This window comes from Marinobacterium rhizophilum (genome assembly GCF_024397915.1).
GTDB lineage: Bacteria > Pseudomonadota > Gammaproteobacteria > Pseudomonadales > Balneatricaceae > Marinobacterium_A > Marinobacterium_A rhizophilum_A.
Genome location: NZ_CP073347.1, coordinates 1,506,963 through 1,525,763, shown reverse-complemented (window position 1 = coordinate 1,525,763; position 18,801 = coordinate 1,506,963). Strand labels below are relative to the sequence as shown.

Here is an 18,801-nt window from a genome sequence, read left to right as displayed (position 1 = left end):
CTTAGGCGTGGTGCAGGCGTGCGGCTGCCGGCAGCAGTCGTGGCAACCCCAGGGCAATGGCAATCACCGCCGCCAGACCCAGCAGCCAGCAGTAGTAGATGCTGCCGATCAGCTCCAGTGGGGACAGCGCGGCGATGGACCCTGCCAGCAGTACCTGGGCACCGTAGGGCAGCATGCCCTGGGTCACGCAGGAGAAAATGTCCATCAGGCTGGCACTGCGCCTGGGGTCCACCTGGTGTCGCTCGGCGATATCCCGCGCCAGTGAGCCGCTCAGAATGATGGCAACGGTATTGTTGGCGGTACAGAGGTTGGCCAGTACCACGCTGGCCGCGATGCTGATTTCACCGCTGCGGCGCTGTCCGTTGCGGGACAGGCGGTCGATCAGGCGCGCCAGGAACTCGAGTCCGCCCTGGTGCTTCATAAGCGCGCCAAGGCCGCCGATCAGCAGCGACAGAATCAGGATCTCCTGCATGCTGCCATAGCCGGCGTAGATATCGGCCGACAGCGTGGCCAGGCTGTAGTCGCTGAGCTGGAAAAGGCCTACCAGCCCCGCCAATACGATGCCTGCAAGCAGTACAAGCATGACGTTCAGCCCGGCAACGGCCAGCAACAGCACCGCAACATAGGGCAGTACCTTTATCAGCTCGTAGTCACCGGGCGCCGCGATGCTGCCGCCACTGCTCTGCAGATACAGCACCACCAGGGTGACCAGGGCCGCGGGCACTGCGATCAGGAAGTTGACGCGAAACTTGTCGCGCATCTCGCACCCCTGGGAGCGCGTCGCGGCGATGGTGGTGTCCGAAATGATCGACAGGTTGTCGCCGAACATGGCCCCGCCAATAACCGTGCCGACCGTGAGTGTCAGGGGCAGGTCAGTGGCATCGGACAGACCGACGGCCACGGGGGCGATGGCGGCGATGGTACCCATGGAGGTGCCCATGGAGGTGGCCACAAAGGCGGTAATTACAAAGAGCCCGGGCAGCACCAGGGATTCGGGTACCACACTGAGGCCGAAATTCACGGTAGCATCGACTCCACCGACCGACTTGGCGACGCTGGCGAAGGCACCGGCGAGCAGGTAGATGATGCACATGGTGATGATGGTGCTGTCGCCCACGCCCTTGATAAAGGTTTCGATGCGGCTGTTGAGCGCGCCGCGCCCGAGCAGCAGGGCCAGCACGATGGCGGGCAGAATCGCCACCGGTGCGGAAATCTGATAGAAGGCAAACTCGGTGTCCTGGGCCTGGTAGTACAGGCCGCTGCCGATAAAGAGTGCCAGGAACAGCAGCAGGGGTAGCAGGGCGATCGCTCTGGGTTGCATCGCAGTCTCCAGTCAGTGCGGCCGCCTGGTAGGCGGCGAATAAAAACAGGGCGCAGGGATAGGGCGCCGTTGTGGTCAGGGCTCGATGCCGCGGGACTGCGCGGGTGACGCTGACAGCAAGCGCGGCATTATACGGATGTTGCCTCCGAGTGCTAAAGATTGTCTGGTTATATTCTAATAAGTTATTAGATTTGTATTTAATATAACTATGATTCCTTGGCTGCTACTGGCACTGCGCTGTGCTTGCGGCTAATATGCCTGTTTATTTATACAGTTAACGGGCGCTGGCCGCATGATTCTCTATATTGCAGAAAAGCCGAGTCTTGGCCGGGCCATCGCCGACGTGCTGCCCCGGCCGCACCACAAGGGGGATGGTTTTATCCGGGCCGGTAACGGCGATACCGTGAGCTGGTGCATCGGCCATCTGCTGGAACAGGCGGAGCCCGATGCCTACGACCCGGCTTTCAAGCAGTGGCGGCTGGAGCACCTGCCTATTCTGCCGCAGCAATGGCAGCTGACACCCAAGCCCAAGACGCGCAAGCAGCTGACGGTACTGCGCAAGCTGGTGAAGGAAGCGGATCAGCTGGTGCATGCCGGCGACCCGGATCGCGAGGGCCAGTTGCTGGTGGACGAGGTCATCGAGTACCTGGGGGTCCGGGATGCCAAGCGCGCGGCGGTGCAGCGTTGCCTGATCAGCGACCTGAACCCGGATGCCGTGCGTCGTGCACTGCAGTGCTTGCGCCCAAACCCTGAGTTTGTGCCGCTGTCGACCTCAGCGCTGGCACGTTCACGGGCCGACTGGCTGTACGGCCTCAACATGACCCGGGCCTACACTATCCAGGGGCGCAAGGTGGGCTACGACGGCGTACTTTCCGTCGGCCGGGTGCAGACACCTCTGCTCGGGCTGGTGGTGCGCCGGGACCAGGCCATTGCGAGCTTCGTACCCAAACCCTTCTATGAGGTCCTGGCCCACCTGCACACCGATGCCCGGGAAGCCTTCCATGCCAAGTGGCAACCCAGTGAGGCCTGCGGGCCTTACCAGGATGAAGAAGGGCGGGTGCTGTCCAGGCCCCTGGCGGAAAACGTGGTCCGGCGCATTTCGGGCCAGCCCGGCACCGTGCTTGAGGTAGACAGGAAGCGCCGGCGCCAGGCCGCGCCCTTGCCCTATAGTCTGTCGAGTCTGCAGATCGATGCCGCCAAACGTTTTGGGCTCAGTGCCAAGGAAACCCTGGATACCTGCCAGAGCCTGTACGAAAAACACAAGCTGATTACCTACCCCCGCTCCGACAGCCGGCATCTGCCGCTGGAGCACCTGGCCCGTGCACCCCAGGTGCTGGGTGCCATTGGGCACAATTGCGACGCACTGAAAGACGCGCTGGCCGCCAGCGATAGCGCTCGCAAGAGCCAGGCCTGGAACGACAGCAAGGTGGATGCGCACCACGCCATTATTCCCACCGAGAAAAAGCAGGGCAGCGCCGCCCTGCAGGGGCGGGAGCGACAGCTGTACGAGCTGATCGCGCGCCAGTACGTGGGGCAGTTTTTGCCGGATTTCGAATACTTTGAAACCCGGGTCGAAATCGACATCGCCGGCGGGCGTTTTCGCACCCAGGCGCGGCAAGTGATAGTACCTGGCTGGAAACCCTTCTTCCGGCGCCAGGAACCCGCCGACGATGATGCGGCGCAGTTGCTGCCCGCGCTCAGTGTCGGTCAGGTGCTGCAGTGTGAGCGCGGCGAGCTGGTGGAAAAGATGACCCAGCCGCCCAAGCACTTTACCGATGCGACCCTGCTGGCGGCCATGACCGGCATTGCCCGCTTTGTCGAAGACCGCTCCATCCGCCAGATTCTGAAAGACACCGATGGCCTGGGTACAGAGGCCACCCGGGCCGGCATTATCGAGTTGCTGTTCCGGCGCGGTTTTCTGGAGCGCCGCGGCAAGGCGATTCACGCCACGCCCGCAGGTATTGGCCTGATCAACAGCCTGCCACGGCAAACCACGCTGCCGGACATGACGGCCCAGTGGGAAGCAAAGTTGGAGGCCATCTGTCAGCGCCAGGGCAGTTACGCCGAGTTCATGGCGGCACTGACAAGCGCTCTCGGCGAGCTGATCAAGACCGCCAGCAATACCTTGCCCCAGGGGCTGCAGGGAGTACGCAGTGCAACGCCCGGGCGCGGTCGCAAGCGCGGGTCCGGCCGCACCGGGCGCAAGGCACCGGCAGCCGGTGCAACGCCTGCGCGCAAGGCGCCCTCCAAGCGCCGCAGCCCGGCAAAGTCTGCCGGCTAGCGCGGCTATTCTGCCGCGGCAAGCCCCGGGCGTTAATGGTGCCTGCGCAGGCTGTTGTACCCGGTCGCATCCAGGCGTACAGTGCAGCCCGGTTGCGCAGCGCCCTCGTTACAGGGCCGGCCTCTGCGCGCCCTGGGCCGTCGCTTGATGGTGGTTTGAAGCAGGGTTGTGAATCCTTACCTGGAGATCTGTACCATGGATCTGGTTTTGTCACCGGAGCTGCTGGCGGCGCTGTTTGGCGTCGCGCTAGTGGCGGGGTTTATCGATACGATTGCCGGCGGCGGTGGCCTGCTGACATTGCCGGCCCTGTTGCTGGCCCAGGTGCCGCCGGTGGCGGCGCTTGCCACCAACAAGCTGCAGGGTTCATTCGGCAGTCTGACAGCGGCACTGACCATGTTGCGCCGGGGCGTCGTCAGGCTCGATGATGTGCGTGAGCTGGTGATCGGCAGCCTGGTGGGGTCGGCGCTGGGAACCCTGCTGGTGCAGTTCGTGGACCCCGGTGTACTGATGTTTCTGATTCCCATCGTGCTGGTATTGATCGCGCTGTATTTTTTGCTGGTACCCACGGCGGGGCTCGAGGAAACCAGGCCGCGCATCAGCAGGCGCCTGTACAGTCTCACCCTGGCACCCCTGGTCGGTTTTTACGATGGTTTTCTGGGGCCAGGCACCGGCTCCTTTTTTGCCTTCAGCAAGATCTGGTTTCGCGGGCGCAACCTGCTTGGCGCGACGGGCGCGGCGAAGGTGATGAACTGCGCAAGCAATGTCGCATCCCTGGTGGTCTTCGTTGCCGGTGGCAAGGTGATCTGGAGCCTGGGGGCGGCCATGATTGCCGGCCAGGTTCTGGGTGCGCTGATTGGCAGTCACGCCATGATTCGTCACGGTAGCCGCATTATCCGACCGCTGGTGGTATGCATGTGCCTGCTGATGGCACTCAGCTATCTGTATAAGGAAGTGCTGTAGCAGGTAGGTTTTCAACAGCCCGTTAGGTGTTATGAATTGTACTGTGCGTGGCCAAGGCTTGGCAGGATGGCAGTGTTTCGCGAATTGAACGCGCACAATGCCGGGGGCGGGGCAGTATTCGGCTGCGGGTTAGCGCGAATGCATAGTCGGTCTATTGTCAGGTGCAGAGGGGCCAGGTGCAGAGTCGCCAGCTGCAGGCGCCGCTCCCAGCATGCCCTCTGCAAAGGGAAGGCTGCGAAGCGGGCGATGGCACTGCATGCTTAGCGTCCGAGCAGAGCGTGCAGGCTGGGAGTACGGCTGATGTGTAGCTTGCTCAGCAATTTCTGCAATGTGGCCTTGATGGTTTGGATGCGCGCCTGGCGCAGGTCCGCTTTTCGGGCTGCTTCGGCTTCACGGGCCATGCGGAAAATGTATTCGATCTCGGTTTCACGACGGCCACCCGGGTAACTCAGTGGCGAGTTCATGTGGGCGTTGTAGTGGGTGTAAAGGTTGTTCATGGATATCTCCCTGTACTGGGCTTTCAGCCGCGTCCCGGCCGGCGCGACATGCGTTGGCCCGAGGTGCGGGGCTGGGCGCTTTAGCGCTAACCAGTGGCGCCAGAATAACGGCGTGACGCACGTGCAGCAAACGATCCTTTCTGATCAATAAGGTTAGTTATTTTCATGCTATATGAGTGTAGCCAGATGGAGCTGGCGCAGGGTGGGCAACCGGGCTGTACCCTGTGTGGAGCGGCAAGGCCCCGTTATACGCAAGCCTGGATAACAGGCCCCTGCGCGGACAGGGCGCCGGCGCTTTGGCTTCGGCAGGGCTCCTGCACTGTGCAGATCACGAGCAAAGCTCATCTTTCTGAGGCACAGGGAACGATGCTATTGCGGGTCGCGCTTGAGGGTGGCGGTGATTTCCTTGCTGATCTTGCCGTCCAGAATACGGGTGTAGTCCAGATCCATATTGCCGTCGTCGCGCAGGGTGCGATCGTAGATCTGCATGTCGTAGGCGCCCTGATTGGTAATCATCATGGCATAGACGGTGAGGGTCTTGTCGTGGATGCGGGCCCATACAAAGGGATCGCCGGCCAGCGGATCCATCGGGATGTGCTTGCCGAACACATTCATGCGCATGGCTGAGGCATAGATGGCGCCACGGCGCGTCTTGCGAAACAGGATGCGGTAGAAGTGTTCCTTTTGCGTCAGGTCTGCACGCTTTACCCGGGTGCCCCAGGCGACTTCGAAGTTGTCATCCCGCGGTTCGATGCGCACTGTCAACTGCCGGCGCTCGGACTCCCCCGCTACCTGGGCGTCTGCGGTACCGGTGAAATGACCATAGAACGCCTCGATTTCCAGGTCCTGGGCATGCAGCGGGCCCGCCAGGAGCAACAGTGACAAGGTCAGCAGGGAGATCAGTTGGCGCATGCGGTGTTCCATTCTGTTTGGCGTTTTATTGTAGGGCAGCGGCTGAACAGGCGTTTCTTGCGCTGCGGGCTCGGTGGCTGCAATCCCGCTAGTATAGCGTTCTGTAGAAAAATTACAGGTTACTGCTGGCCAGGCTCGGCAACGTATCGATATCCAGGCTTTGCAGCTCGTCGGCAATGATCTGGTACTGGCTGTCGAACAGGTCTCCCGGTGGAATTTCCTGGTCCAGATAGATCAGGGTCAACTCCGGCAGGCGTGTGCGGATACGCCGCAGTACCGTGGCCCTTTCCTCCAGGCTCATGGCGGTAAGGGCCTCGTGCATGACCAGAACCTTGGGGTGCTTGACGATGGCACGCAATAGCTGGATACGCTGGCGTGCAATCAGCGGCAGGCTGCCGCCACGGATGCCAACCTGGGTGAAGCCGGCCAGTACCATGACCATGGACTCGGCGTCTTCATCCTGCATGGCAGCATCGATCAACTGCTGCAGCTGGCGCAGCTGGGCCTGGTCCGTGCCAATCACCTTGCCGAACAGTACATTCTCGCGCACGGTGAGGCCGGCGCTGATCCGGTCTTCGCTGAAGTGATCGAAGCTGCTGCACAGCGGGCAATCGGTGCGTGCCATCACGACCTGGCGGGTAGCGAGCAGCTGTGCCGTGAGGCTGTCGTCCAGCAGGTCATCGCCGTGTCGCAGCGGCACGATACGCAGAAACAGCTCCAGCAGCAGCCTGGCATCTTCGCTGCTGCGTGCCGGATCACGACGTTCAAGCTCGCTGACCTGGCGGCGAAATTCCGGGGTGTCGAACTCGCCGAAATTATCCGGCAGCGGATCCAGTGGGCCGGCTTCAAGCGCCAGTTCGCTCAGCCGCTCGGCCATGCGTCGACCGCAATTGAGTGCTGCCCGGTTCAGGTCGAACTGCTCGAGCAGGGCGCTCATTTGCGGATGTGCCGCCATGGAGGCTGGGGTGCTGATCGGCGGGCAGGGGACGCCAAAACCAAGATTTTCCGCGACCGAAAGACCGCAGTTGTAGCGCTGTGGATCGAGTCGCTCGACCAGGTGATCCAGACCTGCAGCGGGTACCCGCTGCAACAGTTGCCGGCGCACCCTGAGCAGGCCATCAGACAGCTCCTGCGGCCGGTCGACCGGGTTGTATTTCTCGTTCAGTCCGACGTTGTAAATCAGTTCATCGGCGCCCACCACCTTCAGGCCCTGGTAGAGCCAGTGGCGCATGTCTTCCCAGTTTTCGGCATGGGCCAGGGCAAAGTCGGTCCAGATGCCGTCGAACCGGTCAGTACTGTTGCCGGAGGCCTCGGCTTCGCGTATCTCCCAGAGTCGCTGGCTGTCGAGGGCTTCGGGCGGTTCCATGGGCGGCTTCAGGCGCATGCTGTAGTTGATGTTCTGCAGCATGTTGCCGGAGAACAGGAAAGCATCGGGGCCGACATAGGTCAACTCCCGGGCCAGCAGGTCCGAGGGCAGCGTCTGCAGGTCGTCGTTACCAAACAGCAGGTGGCCGCTGAGGGGCGGGTTGATGCGGATCAGGGTGCGGGCCAATGCACGCAGGCGGGACGGGTCCTTGCAGCGTATGGCCATGCTGCCGCCGGCGGGCAGCTCGAGGTTGATGTTGCGTACCAGTCGGTTACCGAGCTCGCTGCCCACGGCCACCTTGTCGAGGCAAATGTGGTTGTCCAGCTGGGTGGGACTGGTGTCGCTGGCGGGGACGGTGGGCATCAGTTCCTGGGACTGGAACTGCTCCAGAATCTGCTCGTACTTGATATGGGAGTCCTGGTATTGCTGGTAATAATCGAGCAGCTCCTTCCAGGGAGCAGCCAGATCCTTGTGCGCCGCAACCGCCGCGACCAGGGCCCCAATGGTCAGGTCGCCACGAATGGCCAGGACGCCGCCAATGGAATAAAACATCAGTGGCGTCAGCTGGTTTATAAGATTATTGAGAAACTTCATGAAAAACTTTTTCTTGTAGATATCGAGCCGGATACGGAACAGCTCGCCCAGAATCTTGGAGAACTCGGCCAGGTGATAGGGGCGGGTGCCGTGCAGGCGGATCTCCATCATGCCATCGACGCTCTCGCCGATACGCTGGGAAAAGTGTCGCACCGTTTTTACCCGCTCCTTTTTTAGCAAATTGATTTTGCGCTGCAGCCGCGGAATGATCACGATCTGCAAGGGAATCAGGGCGATGGACGCGATACCCAGAATCGGGTCCTGCATGAACATGAACAGCAGGATGGTCAGCATGGTGCCACCCTGGAAGGCCGGCAGTGCAATGCTGTCGCCGATGAATCCGGCCAGGGGCTCGGTTTCCGCGGTGACGGTGGAGATCAGTTCGCCCTGGCTGATCATCTGGAACCGCCTGGGCTGAAAGCGCAGGATGCGTTCCACCAGCTGGTAGCGCAGGCGGCGCACCAGCCGTTCACCCACGATGCCCTTGTAGGTGTTGATATACATCTTCACCATGCCGTTGATCAGGATCATTGTCAGCAGCAGGCCGCACAGCGCCAGCAGGTAGTGCATGGGTGTGAAGGTGATATCGAATATCTGCTTGATGCTGGTGGAATCACCGATGGCATCGTTGATGATGATCTTGGGGAGTTCCAGCGACACGTACAGCAGCGGGAAGGAGCAGAATGTCATCAATAGCAGGCGAATCTGCTGGGGTGTGCTGTAGCGCAGAATAAATCGGACAATGGACTTGTCCATAGGGCGGTCTCCGCTCCTGAACGAATGAACCCTGGAAGGCTGGGCCTTCAGGGGTTCAAACAGGTTGCATGCACTGGAACAGCGCAATATTGCTGCTCTGCAACAAATCTATCATTTTAGTGTAGTCGCGCGCAGGGGATCTGTTCGAGGCTGCGCTTGAGCATTTTTCCACTCGGTGTACGTTGACTCAGGGAAGCTGGATCAGTTCATTGCTGGCCCAGGGGTGCTGTTGCAGCTCGGTGTGCAGATGATCAAGAAACAGGCGGGTCTTGGGGTTGAGGTGCTGGCGGCTGGGGTACAGGGCGGTGAGCGCAATGCTGGGAACGGGGTACCGCTGCAACACCGGCTCAAGTTCACCGCTTTCGACCAGGGGCTGGGCAAAGAAGCAGGGGAGCCTGGCGATGCCCAGCCCACGCCTTGCCATATAGCGCATGAAGGTCAGGCTGTTGGTGCGCAACGGCGTTTCCATCTGCAGGCTGTGGCTCTGGTCCCAGTTGCCAAAATGCAACGGATCGGTGCGCATCAGCAGGCCAATGTAACGGTGGCGTTGCAGGTCATGGGGACTGTCCAGCGCCGGGTGATGGCGCAGGTAGTCCGGGGCGGCATAGAGACCACGGGCGACCTGGGCGACGGGCTGCGCTATAAGGCTGGAGTCCTCGAGTGTGCCGACCCGAATGGCAATATCGACGCCTTCCTCTACCATGTCTATCACCCTTGAGGTCAGTTCGACTTCCATCTGAATTTTGGGGTACTGCTGCATGAAACTGGCCATCAGGTTGTCGAGCATGGCCAGGGCGAGTTCCGTGGGCATGGTGAGCTTCAACCGGCCCTGGGGTTCGGGCTGGTTGACACTCAGGCCGTGGCGGGCGTCTTCAAGCTTGCAGATCAGCGGGCGGCAGCGTTCGAACAGTTCTTCCCCGTCCGGGGTCAGGTGCAGTTTTCGGGTGGTTCGCTGCAGCAGGCGGATGCCCAGTTCATCTTCGAGCTGCGAGATGCGTCGGCTCAGGGTGGATTTCTGTGTACCCAGGCGATCGGCGGCGGCGGTGAAGCTGTTGGCTTCGACCACGCGGACAAAATAGCGCAGATTATCGAGGTTCATGCCTGAATCCTGGCAACGAAAGGTCCTGTATTATCATGCTATTTGCAACAATGGCAAAGTGTGGAGGTTGCTCTAGTATCAAGTTGATAGCGGCACTGGGCGATGCCGCGGCGTCGCCCGGTGCCGGCGGCATCGAACAATGCGATGATGTGCGGGCCGGGGTGGTATGGCTGTTGTATTAAACCGGATCTGAGGCGCGCTATGTGGCAAATGCTGGAGTTTCTGGGGCATCGGTTATCGGTGTATCTGTCCCATCCGCGTGACGGGCTGGCGCCCCGGGCGACCAGTTCGGCGGACAAGTTGCACCAGTGCCTGCTGCCCGGCGATGTCCTGCTGGTCGAAGGCACCAGCCGTATCAGCACGGCCATCAAGTACCTGACGCAGTCGACCTGGTCCCACGCCGCCTTTTGCATCGGTCATGCGCTGGACGGGCCGGAGCAGGGGGCCAGGGCCCGGGTACTGATCGAGGCCGATGTGTCCGCCGGTGTACGGGCGGTCTCGCTGGGGCGCTACGAGGCCTGTCACACCCGCATTTGTCGCCCGGTCGGGCTGGCGCCCACCGAGGTAAAGGTCATGACGGACTTCCTGGTGGCGCGCCTTGGCCAGCAGTATGACCACAAGAACATCCTCGATCTGGCCCGCTTTCTGTTTCCCACGCCGCCGGTTCCGTCACACTGGCGCCGGCACATGCTGCACCTGGGCAGCGGCGACCCGACGCGGGCCATTTGCTCATCGCTGATTGCCGAGGCTTTTCAGACCGTTGCCTATCCGATTTTGCCACGGGAGGTTCAGCCTGAGCACAGTGGTTTTCCGGTACGGCTGTTCCGGCGCCATCCGAGCTTGTTCACGCCGCGGGACTTTGATGTCTCGCCCTACTTCAGGGTGATCAAGCCGATGCTGGAAGCGGGCTATGTCTATCGACGGATTGTCTGCATGGGCGACCCGGAAGCCGCCGTGGCTCCGTCCGGGGAGCATGCTTCAGCCCCCGCCGGACGGGGCGACTAGCAGGACGTTTTTCAACAGCCTGCCAGGTTCAGCCTGGGTCTTCGTCCTGCCGTGCCCGGGCCTGCTGGTAGATGGCCTCGACGATGGCGGCCAGGCCATTGCCGCGAGACGGGCTCAGGTGCTGCATAAGCGCCAGGCGCTGAAACAGTCCCTGCAGGTCAAAGCGCAGAATTTGCGTGGCTGTCTTGCCGTTAAAGGCCGCCAGCAGCAGGGCGATGAGGCCGCGGATAACGCGGGCATCGGCGTCCATTTGCAGCCAGAGTCTGCCGTCGCGGTACTCCACACTGAGCCAGACGTGACTCTCGCAACCGTGCAGGCGGTTGGCATCGGTGCGCAGTGACTGCGCCATGACGGGCAGGTTCTTGCCCAGCAGCATGATCTCCCGGTAGCGCGCCTGCCAGCCTCGACAGGCTTCGAGCCGTAGCAGCAGGTCGGCACTGTCCGGTGCTGCCGCGCAGGCGGTGTCGGCGACTGAAACCGCGCTGTGCTGTGGTGGCCTGCGGGTCTGCTCGCGCACGATCTGGCCGAGCACGGCGGCGAAGCGTTCGACTTCCTCCAGGGTGTTGTAAAACGCGAAGGAGGCACGCAGGGTACCGGGCAGCCCCAGACGCTGCATCAGGGGCATGGCGCAGTGGTGGCCGGCGCGTACCGCGATACCGTGCTGATCCAGCATCAGGCCGATATCCTGCTGGTGCAGGCCATCGATGCAGAACGACATCAGGCTGACCCGCTGTGCTGCCTGGCCGACGGGGCGAAAGCCGGGTATTTCGCTGCACAGTGCCAGCGCCCGGTTTAGCAATTGCATTTCGTGGGCTTCGATGGCCTGGCGGTCAAGCTGTTGCAGGTAGCCGATGGCGGCATTCAGGCCAATCACGCCGGCGATATTGGGCGTGCCGGCTTCGAACTTGAAGGGCAGGCCGGCAAAACGGGTCGATGCGAAGCTGACATGCTCGATCATTTCCCCGCCCGCCTGCCAGGGCGGCATGGCCTCAAGCAGGCTTTCCCGCGCCCACAGAGCACCAATGCCGGTGGGGCCAAACACCTTGTGGCCGGAAAACACAAAGAAATCGCAGCCCAGGGCCTGGACGTCAATGGCCAGGTGCGGTGTCGACTGGGCGCCGTCGATCAGCACTTTCGCGCCGACGCCCTGGGCGGCGCGGGTCATTTCGGCCACCGGGTTGAGGGTGCCCAGGGCGTTGGAGGCGTGGGTCAGCGCCACCAGGCGCGGGTTTTGTTGTAACAGTTGCCGGTAGGCGATGGGGTCCAGGCTGCCATCATCCAGCAGCGGGATGGCTTCGATGCGGGCACCCACCTGCTCTGCCAGCAGTTGCCAGGGCACGATATTGGCGTGGTGCTCCAGGGTCGAGACCAGGATCAGGTCGCCTGAGCCAAGCTGTGAGCGCCCATAGCTGTGGGCTACCAGGTTGATGGCTTCGGTGGCGCCGCGGGTCCAGATTATTTCCCGTGGGCTGGCGGCCCCGATAAAGCGGGCCACGTTGTGTCGTGCCTGCTCGAATGCCTCGGTGGCACGGCTGCTCAGGTAATGGGAGGCGCGGTGCACATTGGCATTGCTGTGGCGGTAGTACTGCGACTGGGCCTCGATCACCGCCCGGGGCTTCTGGGTGGTGGCCGCGTTGTCGAAGTAAATCAGCGGCTGGTCATGGGCCCTTTCGTCGAGAATGGGAAAGTCAGCACGCAGGCGGTCGATATCGAGCATGGGGTCCTGCGGCATCAGCGTTGCGGGTTGCTGCGCAGCCATTGGCTTTTCCAGCGGGCGTAATACATGGCGGCGCTGAAAAGCACCGATACCAGTATGGCGTATGAGAGGCCCAGGCCAAAGGTGGCCGGGTGCGTGGCGGCCAGTACGGCTTCAATAAAGAACAGCAGCAGCACAAAGCACAGCCAGGCGTGGGCGCGGGGCTTGCCCAGCAGCACCGAAGGCGCAAACGCCAGCAAGGGCACCAGGTGCCAGAGCCAGACAATCCAGGGACGGTCTCCGGGTGCCGGCGCCAGCCACAGATACCAGGCACTGAGCAGGCTCAGCAGGGCGGCATAGCTGGTAAGGGTGAGCAGTCGTGCCATGCGCAGCTTGGCATCGAGATTGCTGTCCAGGGTCGTTTTCATGTCAGGCTCCGGGGGGCGAGTTTCACCGCCAGTTCGCCCAGGCGCCTGCCCTGGGCCTGGCACAGCTTGAGTTCGGTGGCATCGACATTGCGCCCGGCCTTGGGGCCGGCCACATGGCTGGGGCCGTAGGGCGTCCCGCCGGTTTGGGTGGTCAGCAGCTCCTGCTCGCTGTAGGGCAGGCCGGTGATCAGCATGCCATGGTGCAGCAGGGGCAGCATCATGGTCAGCAGAGTGCTCTCCTGGCCACCGTGCAGGCTGGACGATGCGCTGAATACCGCCGCCGGCTTGCCAATCAGGGCACCGGAAAGCCAGAGCGCACTGGTGCTGTCGATAAAGTATTTCAGCGCTGCCGCCATATTCCCAAAGCGTGTCGGGCTGCCAAGGGCAAGGCCTGCGCAGCCGGCCAGGTCCAGCTCACTGCAGTACAGGTCGCCGTCGGCGGGGATCTCATCGGATGTGGCTTCGCAGACGCTGGAAATTTCGGGCACTGTGCGCAGGCGTGCCTCGATGCCGGACTGCTCGATGCCGCGGGCGATCTGTTGCGCCATGGTACGGGTGGCACCGTGGCGGCTGTAGTAGAGCACCAGCACGTAGGGGCGCTCCTGTCCGGGGTTTGACACCTTAGAGAATCTCCAGCACGGATTCCGGCGGGCGGCCGATACGGGCCCGGCCGTCGCGAATGGCGATGGGGCGTTCGATCAGCTTGGGACACTGCACCATGGCTTCGATAATCGCAGCGTCACTGAGCGTCGTATCATTCAGTCCCAGTTCCATGTATTCCGCTTCCTTGGTGCGCAGCAGTTCACGGGCGCTGATGCCAAGGGCTGCAAGCAGTTCGCGCAGTTCGTCTGCACTGGGAATATCCTTGAGGTATTCGCGCACCTGGGGTTCGATGCCCTTGTCCCGTAGCAGCTGATAGGTTTCTCTGGACTTGGAGCAGCGTGGGTTATGATAGAGGGTAACTTGACTCATGGCGCTTCCGTATCGTTTTTAGGCGGCGCCTATTGTAACTGCCAATGCTTTCACGAAAAAGGACTTCACCATGAGTGCTGTTATGCCGTGCAGGGGTGGCCTGCTGTTTTCGGTTTTCAAGGTTTGGCCCGTTCGGGGGACGGATCCGGCTCCGTTGCTCCGGCGGCAACAAGGGGGAGGGTCGGCATGAATTTTCTGCTGCAAAACCGTGCAGTGTTGTTTCTGCGCTACCTGTTCGGCCAGTTCGTATCCAACCAGGGTGTGCTGAACGCCGCCGCCCTGACCTACACGACGCTGTTTGCCGTGGTGCCGCTGATGACGGTGACCTACTCAATGCTGGCGGCGGTGCCGTCGTTTCAGGGGGTGGGCGAAAGCGTGCAGGGGTGGGTCTTCGAGAATTTCGTGCCGGCCACCGGTGAAGTGGTGCAGGACTACCTGGCCAACTTCACCTCCCAGGCACGCAACCTGACGGCCATCGGCGTGGCGTTTCTGGCTGTGACATCCATCATGATGATGAAAAGCATCGAGGCGGCCTTTAACCGCATCTGGCGGGTATCAAGGCCCAGGCGGGGGATGTCGAGCTTTCTGCTGTACTGGGCGATTCTGAGCCTGGGGCCGGTGCTGATCGGCCTGGGGCTGGTACTGAGTTCCTATGTTGCCAGCCTGTCCATCATCAGCGATGCGGCTTCTCTGGTGGGGCGGGGGCGTCTGTTGAGTCTTCTGCCCATGGTGCTCTCGGCGGCGGCGTTTACGCTGCTCTATGCCGCCGTGCCCAATTGCCGGGTGCCCTTGCGCAATGCCTTTATCGGCGCCCTGGTGGTGGCGGTACTGTTTGAAACCGCCAAGCGGGGTTTCGCGTTTTTTGTTACCCAGTCGCCCTCCTATCAGCTTATCTACGGCGCTTTTGCCGCCGTGCCGTTGTTTCTGCTGTGGATCTACATTTCCTGGGTCATCATTCTGCTCGGCGCTGAGCTTACCCGTGCCCTGAGCGTCTATCAGCCGGTCCGGCGCCAGATTGCCGCGTCTCACCTGCAAACCGTGGTGGCGGTGCTGTACCGCCTGTGGCAGGCGCAGCGAGAGGGGATGGGGCTGTCGGACCGAATTTTGCTGCAGGAGGTCCCGGGGCTAGACCAGGGGCGCTGGGACGATTATCAGGTGCTGCTGATGGACGCGGGCATCGTGCAGCGCAATGAACAGGGTGCCTACCTGCTCAGCCGAGACCTGGCCCATTATCGTCTGCAGGAGCTGACCGAGGTGTTGCCCTGGCCGATGCCGGAGCCTTTCGCCCACGAGTCGATCAGCCCCTGGCAGCGCCGGCTGGACCTGCGTTTGCAGGCACTGGCGCATCAGCGCAGCAAGCAGCTCGATGTGCCGCTGCAGGTGCTGTTCGCGTCCGACCCGGCGGAGGATGACAACAGCCTGCGCCAGGGGGAGAGGGGATGAGCGTGACCGCGGCGGTCGAGGCCCGGCGCGTGCGCGTGCACGGACGGGTACAGGGCGTCAGTTTTCGCTACTGTGCCTGCCAGCAGGCGCGCATCGAAGGCCTGCAGGGCTGGGTGCAGAATGAGGCCGATGGCAGCGTGACAGCCTGGCTGCAGGGAGAGACGCCGGCGCTGATGCGCATGCTGCAGTGGCTGCGGCACGGACCTGCGCAGGCGCGGGTTGACCGGCTGGAAAGCGAGTCTTGCCAGCCGGAACCGGCCTTGCAGGGTTTTGAGATACGTCGCTGAACAGCCCCTGACAGGCTGCTGAAGTACGACCCGCTAAAGGTACCGCCTGATGTCCACCGGGTCGCGCTGCGCCGGTGTCAGGTACTGGCAGGCGTACTGTTCGCACACACCGCTGTGCAGAAACAGCCGGAACAGGTGCGGATCTATATGCCCCCGGTCGCGCATCTGCCCCATGATCAGCAAAGCCTCGCTCAGGCGTTTGGGCTCCTTGTAGGGCCGGTCCGCGGCGGTGAGGGCCTCGAAGATATCCGCAATGGCCATCATGCGCGCCGGTAATGACATCTGCTCGCCGGTCAGTCCTCTGGGGTAGCCGCGCCCGTCCATGCGCTCGTGATGCCCGCCGGCGATTTCCGGTATGCCGCGCAGGTGACGCGGGTAAGGCAGTTTTTCCAGCATAATGATGGTCTGCACGATATGGTCGTTGATCTTGTAACGCTCCTCGGGCGTCAGGGTGCCCGCGTTGATCAGCAGGTTGTACAGCTCGCCCTGGTTGTAGAGATGCTGGGGCTGGTGCAGACGAAACCCCCAGGGGTTGTTAGCCGGGATATAATCGGCTTCGGTGCGGGGAATCAGGTGGAAATCCTTGTCGGCCAGCAGCGTTTCGCGTACCGGCAGGCTGACGGTGCCGCCGGGGCGGCGCTGGCGTGCTTCCCAGGAAATGCCCAGGCGATCATCCAGGGTGCGCAGCCATTCGCGCCTGGCAAGGGTGCGCAGGCGCTGCTGATCTGATTGTGCCATCTGTTCGCGCCCCAGGTTGCACTGGGCGACAAAGGCGAAGTCGTCATCCAGTTGTCCCAGCTCCCTGGCCAGTGTTGCCTCCAGCCGTACTTTCAGGGTTTGCCGTTCCGTGTCCTTGGCGTCGTGCAGCTGGCGCCAGAAGCGCAGTTCGGCATCGCGCTTGAGAACTTCGAAGCGGGTGCGGATTTCATGGATGCGATCATGAAAGGTTTCCAGCTTGGTGGCCTTTTCCACCACCGTTTCCGGCGTGGTGATCTTGCCGCAGTCGTGCAGCCAACTGGCGATATGCAGCTCTTCCCATTGGTCGTCGTTCAGGGAAAAGTCGGCAAAGGCGGGGTCGCTGCTGTCGCAGGCCGCCCGGGCGAGCATTTCGGTGAGTGCCGGTACCCGGGCGCAGTGCCCGCCGGTGTGGGGCGACTTGGCATCAATGGCACCGGCGATCAGCTCGATAAAGGCCTCCAGCAGGGCTTTTTCCTTGCCAATCAACTGGCGGTTTTCCAGTGTCAGTGAGGCAAAACCGGACAGCGTCTCGATAAAGTCCAGCAGGTCGTTTTCGCAGTGGGCCTGGCTGTTGCCATAAAGCAGGCAAAGCACGCCGACGGACTCGCGATTGCGATTTTTCAGTGGAATGCTGATGACCTGGAGACGGCCTGTGTGCAGTGCCTGCAACAGCGGGTACATCGGGTGATCGATACTGCTGTGGGTCAGGGTCTGGCTGAGGCTGGTTTCGTGCAGCAGGCAGTCCGCCAGCTGGTGGTCGCCGTGCAGCGCGCAGGGGGGCAAAAGTGGCGCAGCCCCTGTGGCTTCTGCCAGTTTCAGGCTGGCGAGCTCGAGCCTTGTATCGTCGTCATTGACCAGGTAGATCGCGGCGCCGGCCGCCTGGCTGACGCTCATGGTCTGGGTGCAAATCAGTTCGATGAGCGGCACGAAGGCCGTTTCCTCCGACATGGCGCCCAGCATGCCGAGGAACTGGTTCAGGGTGTCTTTCATGACCCTCATGCTGTGGCCCAGGTCGTCGATCTCGCGAATGCGCGAACGGGTGCTGATGGGCTGATCGAGCTGGAAACGCCGAATCTGGCTCGCCTCCAGTGCGAGCTGGCGCAAGGGGCGGGCTATCTGGCGCGCCAGCAGCCAGGTCAGGGGGAGCGCGAGCATCAGGATAATACCGGTGATCAGGTTCGATTGACGGCGGATTCGCAGCGCTTCGCTGAGCAGTTCGTTTTCGGGCACCAGAATCAGCAGCTCGAAGTGAATGCCATCGGCAGCTTCCAGCGCATAGAGTTCGGCGCGCCAGGTTTCCCGATCGAATTCGAGCCTGAAGCGCCGTTCGCCGGCGGCCACCGGCTTGCTCGCGGCGTCCAGCACCCGGGAGCCCAGGCTGTCGAGGCGGGCAATGTCGATGATCCTGTGCTGCTCCAGCAGGACCAGCTTGCCGGGGTCACGATAGGCCAGGGCGTTGAAGTTCTGATCCAGCAGGACGATCTCGCTGCGTGGCGTGATGTGCAGTTCGGAAATGGAACGGGACAGCCGGTCGAGTGCCACATCGGCCGCGATCACGGTGCCCTGCAGCGGGTCGCGCCCGGACAGGGTAATGCCAACCTTGCCAATGGTGGGGAAAAAATAGGGCTCAGTGACCCCATGCCGGTCGTGTTCCAGCGCCAGCTGATACCAGTTCTGCTGGCGCGGGTCATAGTCCGACGGCGCCGTGTCGCGCTGCTCGATCAGGCGCAGGTCGACGTCGAAAAAATAATCCTGCTGCTGCCTGCGCCCCTGGGGGTCGGTACTGATGCTTTGGGCGATGAGATGACTGCCGCCTGGAGGCTGGAGACTGGCGCTGAGCCGATCACCGTTGATGGGGCGCACCACCAGGTAGTCGCCGCTGGCGTAGCCTATTTGCAGCGCCGTGACCTGCGGGCGCTGTTCCAGGGCCCGGGCCAGCAGGGTCAGGCGAGTAAGGCGTTCGGTTGCCGTCTGCGCCTTGACGATGGAGTCCAGTGCCAGCATGTTGATCAGCTGGACGATGGGCTGATAGGTGCGCAGGAACTCCAGCCGCAGGCGTTCACCGTACTGCTCGAACAGCTGGGCGGAGGCGGTGAGGATCAGGTCGCTGGATTGGCGATAGTGGTACCAGGTCAGGCTGCCGCCGAGCAGCAGAATAAGCAGCATGAAGAGTGCTGTGATCTGCAGGTGCAGCGGATAGTGACGTGGCTTGGTGCTGGACATGGGATCGGGGCCCGAGCAAAGTATCGGCCCGTGAACTATAGCGTATCGCGCTCTGTCGCAGCTGTGGGGGAAGGCGCTGGCCCGAGTGTGTCGAATGGGCTGCTAATGGACTGTGCTGTGCAGTGGTGCGGGTAGGCGCTGATGTGCAGGCGGGGGAGAAGCGGCACCGGCCCTCCGGAAGGGGCGGTGCCGGGATACTCCGCCTGGATGCAGCGCTTGTCGG

Annotated in this window: 15 protein-coding genes; 5 read left to right on the top strand and 10 right to left on the bottom strand. The window is 62.2% G+C overall.

Features of this window, described 5'->3' with window-relative positions:
* Position 1 precedes the first annotated feature (1 nt).
* A complete protein-coding gene (locus tag KDW95_RS06750) occupies positions 2 to 1,321 on the bottom strand; it encodes a Na+/H+ antiporter NhaC family protein (RefSeq protein ID WP_255855521.1) in 1,320 nt (439 codons plus the stop codon).
* A gap of 292 nt (positions 1,322 to 1,613) precedes the next feature.
* On the opposite strand from KDW95_RS06750, the gene KDW95_RS06745 reads away from it, so the two are divergent.
* Together KDW95_RS06745 and KDW95_RS06740 are read left to right on the top strand one after the other, a co-directional pair.
* The gene (locus KDW95_RS06745) at positions 1,614 to 3,602 is read left to right on the top strand and encodes a DNA topoisomerase III (RefSeq protein WP_255855520.1); all 1,989 of its coding nucleotides are present in this window, start codon (positions 1,614 to 1,616) and stop codon (positions 3,600 to 3,602) included.
* Positions 3,603 to 3,797: 195 nt separating this feature from the next.
* Positions 3,798 to 4,562, top strand: a complete 765-nt coding sequence (locus KDW95_RS06740; protein WP_255855519.1) for a TSUP family transporter — start codon at positions 3,798 to 3,800, stop codon at positions 4,560 to 4,562.
* A gap of 260 nt (positions 4,563 to 4,822) precedes the next feature.
* On the opposite strand, the gene KDW95_RS06735 is transcribed toward KDW95_RS06740, so the two are convergent.
* The 4 genes from KDW95_RS06735 to KDW95_RS06720 form a co-directional block, all read right to left on the bottom strand.
* Entirely contained in the window at positions 4,823 to 5,059 is a 237-nt protein-coding gene (locus KDW95_RS06735; RefSeq protein ID WP_255855518.1) for a hypothetical protein, read from the bottom strand.
* Between the two features lie 369 nt (positions 5,060 to 5,428).
* A complete protein-coding gene (locus KDW95_RS06730) occupies positions 5,429 to 5,971 on the bottom strand; it encodes a hypothetical protein (protein WP_255855517.1) in 543 nt (180 codons plus the stop codon).
* Between the two features lie 112 nt (positions 5,972 to 6,083).
* Positions 6,084 to 8,687, bottom strand: a complete 2,604-nt coding sequence (locus tag KDW95_RS06725; RefSeq protein WP_255855516.1) for an ABC transporter transmembrane domain-containing protein — start codon at positions 8,685 to 8,687, stop codon at positions 6,084 to 6,086.
* A 187-nt stretch (positions 8,688 to 8,874) separates the two neighbouring features.
* A complete protein-coding gene (locus KDW95_RS06720) occupies positions 8,875 to 9,786 on the bottom strand; it encodes a LysR family transcriptional regulator (RefSeq protein ID WP_255855515.1) in 912 nt (303 codons plus the stop codon).
* A 201-nt stretch (positions 9,787 to 9,987) separates the two neighbouring features.
* Here KDW95_RS06720 and KDW95_RS06715 point away from each other — a divergent pair, with 201 nt between their 5' ends.
* Complete coding sequence (locus tag KDW95_RS06715) at positions 9,988 to 10,791, top strand: lipo-like protein (RefSeq protein ID WP_255855514.1); 804 nt, start codon at positions 9,988 to 9,990, stop codon at positions 10,789 to 10,791.
* Positions 10,792 to 10,819: 28 nt separating this feature from the next.
* On the opposite strand, the gene KDW95_RS06710 is transcribed toward KDW95_RS06715, so the two are convergent.
* From KDW95_RS06710 to arsC, 4 genes are read right to left on the bottom strand one after another with little or no spacing between them, the layout of a single operon-like run.
* Complete coding sequence (locus KDW95_RS06710; protein WP_255855513.1) at positions 10,820 to 12,550, bottom strand: SufS family cysteine desulfurase; 1,731 nt, start codon at positions 12,548 to 12,550, stop codon at positions 10,820 to 10,822.
* On the bottom strand, positions 12,523 to 12,915 hold the full coding sequence (locus KDW95_RS06705) for a DUF2069 domain-containing protein (protein ID WP_255855512.1): 393 nt from the start codon (positions 12,913 to 12,915) through the stop codon (positions 12,523 to 12,525). Before KDW95_RS06705 ends, KDW95_RS06710 begins: the two co-directional genes overlap by 28 nt.
* Entirely contained in the window at positions 12,912 to 13,535 is a 624-nt protein-coding gene (wrbA, locus tag KDW95_RS06700) for an NAD(P)H:quinone oxidoreductase (protein WP_255855511.1), read from the bottom strand. The genes KDW95_RS06705 and wrbA overlap by 4 nt, the downstream gene beginning before the upstream one ends.
* Before the next feature lies 1 nt (position 13,536).
* Positions 13,537 to 13,887: an arsenate reductase (glutaredoxin) gene (gene arsC, locus KDW95_RS06695; RefSeq protein ID WP_255855510.1), complete on the bottom strand. Its 351-nt coding sequence runs from the start codon at positions 13,885 to 13,887 to the stop codon at positions 13,537 to 13,539.
* Positions 13,888 to 14,073: 186 nt separating this feature from the next.
* Between arsC and KDW95_RS06690 the strand changes: the two genes are divergently transcribed.
* Entirely contained in the window at positions 14,074 to 15,330 is a 1,257-nt protein-coding gene (locus KDW95_RS06690; protein WP_255855509.1) for a YihY family inner membrane protein, read from the top strand.
* The gene (locus KDW95_RS06685) at positions 15,327 to 15,617 is read left to right on the top strand and encodes an acylphosphatase (RefSeq protein WP_255855508.1); all 291 of its coding nucleotides are present in this window, start codon (positions 15,327 to 15,329) and stop codon (positions 15,615 to 15,617) included. Before KDW95_RS06690 ends, KDW95_RS06685 begins: the two co-directional genes overlap by 4 nt.
* Before the next feature lie 33 nt (positions 15,618 to 15,650).
* On the opposite strand, the gene KDW95_RS06680 is transcribed toward KDW95_RS06685, so the two are convergent.
* Positions 15,651 to 18,578, bottom strand: coding sequence for an HD domain-containing phosphohydrolase (locus KDW95_RS06680; protein ID WP_255855507.1), 2,928 nt, complete (start codon positions 18,576 to 18,578; stop codon positions 15,651 to 15,653).
* Positions 18,579 to 18,801: the final 223 nt, after the last annotated feature.